Annotated in this window: 3 protein-coding genes; 2 read left to right on the forward strand and 1 reads right to left on the reverse strand. The window is 73.5% G+C overall.

Annotation, left to right across the window (positions count from 1 at the left end; translation table 11 throughout):
• Positions 1-774: alpha/beta hydrolase (locus tag PSH25_RS28305; RefSeq protein WP_238661942.1), on the reverse strand; the 774-nt coding region annotated here is incomplete at its 3' end.
• 373 nt (positions 775-1,147) lie between these two features.
• Between PSH25_RS28305 and PSH25_RS28310 the strand changes: the two genes are divergently transcribed.
• Positions 1,148-2,326, forward strand: coding sequence for a hypothetical protein (locus PSH25_RS28310; RefSeq protein ID WP_238661943.1), 1,179 nt, complete (start codon positions 1,148-1,150; stop codon positions 2,324-2,326).
• A partial coding sequence (locus tag PSH25_RS33775) for a sensor histidine kinase (protein WP_274528080.1) occupies positions 2,313-4,511 on the forward strand: 2,199 nt, incomplete at its 3' end. The genes PSH25_RS28310 and PSH25_RS33775, both read left to right, overlap by 14 nt.

The following is a 4,511-nucleotide window of genomic DNA, read 5'->3' on the forward strand; positions in this document are numbered from 1 at the left end:
CGGCCCGGGGCTGGGCGGACCGGCCGACGCCGGTGCGCCCTGCGGCTGGGCGGCGGTCCCGCCGGAGAGCCCGGCCGGGCCGGAGCCCACGTTGCCGCCGCCGCCGAAGAAGAGGCCGGCCCAGCCCTTCTTGAACACGCCCTCGGTCGGCGCCGCGCCGGTGCTCTCCGGCAGGAACGCGCGGGACAGGTCGTTCCAAGTGATCATGGGCACGATCGCGTCGACCCGGCGGTCCTGGGCGGCCAGCAGCAGCGCCAGACCACCGCCGTACGAGCCGCCGACCACACCGACCTTCGGGTCGCCGGCAGCGTCGGTGCGCACCTCCGGCCGGGCGGCCAGCCAGTCCAGCAGCCGCTCGGCGTCGCGTACCTCGTAGTCCGGGTTGTCCAGGTGGATCTCCCCGCCGCTGCGGCCGAAACCCCGCGCGGTCCAGGTGAGCACCGCGTAGCCTCGCCCGGCGAACTCCTCCGCGTCGGAGCGCACCGACTCCTTCGTGCCGCCGAACCCGTGCGCCAACAGCACCGCCGGCACCTTCCGACCGGACGAGGCGTCGTCCGGCAGGTAGAGGGTGGTGTCCAGGTTCACCGGCTGGTCGCCGGACGGTCCGGAGCGGACGGTGAGCATCGCGCTCTCGGTGCGTACGCCCGGTCCCTGCGGCCAGACCGCCCAGGTCACGGCGGCGGCCAACAGCACGACGACCACCGCGGCGGCGGTCGCGCGGCGGCGGGTGGGCAGGGCACGCCGGAACCACGCGGCCGGCGACGGCGATGTCATGCGGCACACGGTACGGCCCACAGCCTGAGCGTTGGCTGAGATCCGCCGTACGTCCGTCCGGTTGCCCCGATCGGTGCCCGGTGGGGGTGCGAGCGCGCAACGTCCGACGCGGCACAGCGAGTTGAGTTCGGATCCCGTGAATTCCGATCTTCCGCGGATATCCACCTCGATCCCTCCATGTCACACCCACAGCTGACACAGAGCGTGCTGGTAACGCGGACAAATGGTGACATGGCTCGAAGTGACGCGAACCTGACTCGCCCAGTGAGGTCTGACCAGTCGGGGGTTCGATTAGTTTTCCGGTCCGGTGGACGGGACTTGTCGGCTAGCCCGACGCCACGCCGATCAGCGCCGCACGCCGGAGGAGACACACATGACAGTCCCCGCGCCGCGGGCCCGTCGACGGCCGTCCACGCTGGGCCGACTGCTGCCCCTGCTGCTCATCGGAGCACTGTTGGCGCCGTTGGGCCTGCTCGTCACGTCGAGTTGGCGGCAGACCACCGACGACCGGGACCTCGCCGCCCGGGAACGGCTCGGCGTGCAGTACCTCACCGCTCTGGCGGCGGTCACCGACGCCCTCGTGGAGGCCCAGTCCAACGCGGTCAACGGCCGCCCCGTGGCACGGGAGGCGTTGAACGGGGCGGTCGAGCAGGCCGCCGCGGTGGATGCCCGCATCGGTGGGGAGCTGCTCAGCCAGGAACGCTGGGCCGGCGTACGGGCCAAGCTGGAGGCGCTGCGCGGCCGGGGCGCCGCCGACCCCGAGGCCGCCTACACCGCGTACGGCGAGGTCTCCGACCTGCTGCTGGCCCTGCACCGGAAGGTCCGGGAGAGTTCCGGGCTGGTCCGCGACCCCGAGGCCGACTCGTTCTTCCTCCAGGACAGCGCCGGCCAGGAACTGCCCGAGGCGGTGGTGGCCGCCGGTCGGCTCGCCGACCTGGGCGCCCTGGTCTCCCGCCGGCCGGCCGCCGAGCAAGCGCGCGGCCTGATGGAGCTGGCCGGCCTGCGGGTGACCGCCCTGGCGCCCGCCGGCGACCTCGTCGACAACCTGCGCTCGGCCGTGGACGGTTCGGAGAGCACCGACCTCGGTGCCAACGTGCTGACCCCGCTGGACACCTACCAGCGGTCGGTGGAGGCGCTTGCCGCGTACTCGGTGCCGGGCAAGGACACCGGCGTGGTCAACCCGAGCCAGTTGAGTGCCGCCGCGCTCAACTCGCACCGCTCCGCCCGCCAGCTTCAGCCGGTCATCCTCGCCGAGCTGGACGCCCTGCTGGTCGAGCGCATCGACCGGCTCAACCGGGACCGTTGGCTGACCGCAGGAGCGGGTGTCGTCGCCGCTCTGTTGCTGAGCTGGCTCGCCGCGTTGCTTGTCGCCGCCGGTCGCCGGGCCCGACGTCGGGCCGCCCTGGCCGCGACCCACGCGGAGGGCCCCGACAGCCCACCGCACCGCGACCCCTGGCAACCGCCGACCGACGAGCCGCGCGCGCTGCAACCGGCCGGCGCGGCCCGTGACCCGGAAATCGCGCAGTGGGGGGCATTCGATGCTGCTCGGTAGGCTGCGGATCCGCGGCAAGCTCGCGCTGCTCGTGGTGATTCCGCTGCTCAGCATGGTCGGCCTGGCCGTGCCTGTGCTGCTCGACCGGGTCGCCGCGGCACAGCGGGCCGGCGACACCGCCGAACGGGTCCGGCTCGCCAGCCGGGTCGGCAGTCTGGTCCAGGACCTCCAGCAGGAACGGGTCCTCTCCGTCGGCTTCCTGCTCGGCCAGGTTCAACGCAGTGAACTGGTCCGCAAGTCCGCCGACGTGGACGACCGGGTGGCCGACCTCCGGGCGGCGCGGAGCGACGCGCTGACCGACCAGGTCGACCACGCCCTTGACGGCGTGTCCAGCCTCATCGACCTGCGCACGGCCGTCCTGGCCAGGGCCGCCAACCCGGGTCAGGTGATGGACGCGTTCGGCCCGGTCAACAAGGGGATCATCGAGTCGCTGCGGCTGGTGGTCGGGGTGGACACCGACACGTTGGCGGGCCGGCAGGTGCTCGCCCTCGACGGGCTGCTCCGCGCCGACGAGGGCCTGGGCGCCTGCGCCACCCTGAGCCTCCTGGTCAAGGCGATCGGCACCCCGGACACCACCGCCGGGTACGTGGCGTGCATCGCCGCGCTCATGGTCGACAACTCGCGCTTCCGCAGCCTGATCACACCCGAGCAGCTCACGGTGGCCCAGCTCAACGACGCCGCCGTGGCCGCCCGTACCAAGCCCGACTTCCTGATCAGAAGTGCCCGGGATCCGGCCGCCGCGGTCCGCGACGTGACGATCGAGGCGCTCTTCCCGGCCGTCCGCACGATGATCCGGCTCGGTCAGTTCGTCGAGAAGAAGCTGGTCGCCGACGTGCTCGCCGAGGTGACGGCCGAGCAGCGGCGGGCGCTGACCGCCGCGTACCTGGTCGGTGCCGTGACGGCGTTGATCCTGACACTGGTGGTGCTGCTCAGCGTGGCGGTGGCGCGGACGGTGGCCCGACCCCTGACCCGACTCACCCGCTCGGCGGACCGGGTCGCCCGGGTCGCCGAGGCGGAGCTGGTCCGGGTCACCGACGACGAGGCGGAAAGACCTCAAGCGGTCCGGCTGGAGCCGGTGGACATCCGCGCCAAGGACGAGATCGGCGACCTGGCGCGGGCCTTCGACCGGGTGCAGAACACCGCGGCGCAGCTGGTCGAGCGGCAGGTCGCCGGCCGACGCAACGTGGCGCAGATGTTCGGCCACGTCGGGCGGCGTACCCAGAACCTGGTGGGTCGGCAGATCGCGCTGATCGACCGGCTGGAGCAGCAGGAGGCCGACCCCGGCCGCCTGGAGCACCTGTACCGGCTCGACCACATCTCCAGCCGGTTGCGACGCAACGCCGGCAGCCTCGTGGTGCTCTCCGGCTCGGCCGGGGCCGACGCGCACACCGCGCCGGTGCCGCTGGCCGACGTGGTCCGGTTGGCGCTCGGTGAGATCGAGGACTACACCCGGGTGGAGGTGCAGGTGCCGGCGGGCGTCTCGGCCGCGCCGGCGGTGGTCGGTGACCTCGTCCTGGCGCTGGCCGAGCTGATGGAGAACGCCACCGTCTTCTCCCCGCCGCACACCCGGGTGCTGGTGTCCGCCGAGACGTCCGGCCTGGGCGCGCGGCTCACCGTGGTGGACCACGGCATCGGCATGAGCGAGCAACGGCTGGCTGAGGAGAACGCCCGGTTCACCCGCCGGGAACGGCTCGACCTGGCCCCGACCGAGGTGCTCGGTCTCTTCGTGGTGGGCCGGCTGGCCCGTCGGCACGGCTGGCAGGTTGCCCTGGCCGCCACCGGCGGTGGTGGGGTGACCGCACAGCTGGAGATCCCGTCGGCGTCGCTGGTGCTGCGCCGCGCCGACCGGGCCGGGGCTACCGTTGCCCGCGCCACGGTGCCGGACCGGGACCGGCGTACGACGGCGATGCTCGACCCCGAGCACGACGCGCGGCCCAGCGCGGTGGCCGTCGCCGCGCCGGCCCGCTTCGACTCGGACCTGTTGAGCCGGGCCACCCGCAGCCTGGACGCCGGCCCGTCGTGGAACGCGTTCGGTCGGCGCCAGCCGGAGCAGGCCGTTCCCGAACCCCCGAGCCCGGAACCGGTGAGCAAGCCGGCCGCGCCACGGGTGCGGCAGCGCGTGCCCCGGGCGACCCTGCACGCCACCGCCACGCCGACATATCGGAACAGCACAACGGTGTACCCC

This window comes from Micromonospora foliorum (assembly GCF_022229015.1).
Taxonomy (GTDB): Bacteria; Actinomycetota; Actinomycetes; order Mycobacteriales; family Micromonosporaceae; genus Micromonospora; species Micromonospora foliorum.

Coding starts and splice junctions, on each gene's coding strand:
- PSH25_RS28310 (WP_238661943.1), top strand. CDS start 1,148: ATGACAGTCCCCGCGCCGCGGGCCCGTCGACGGCCGTCCACGCTGGGC.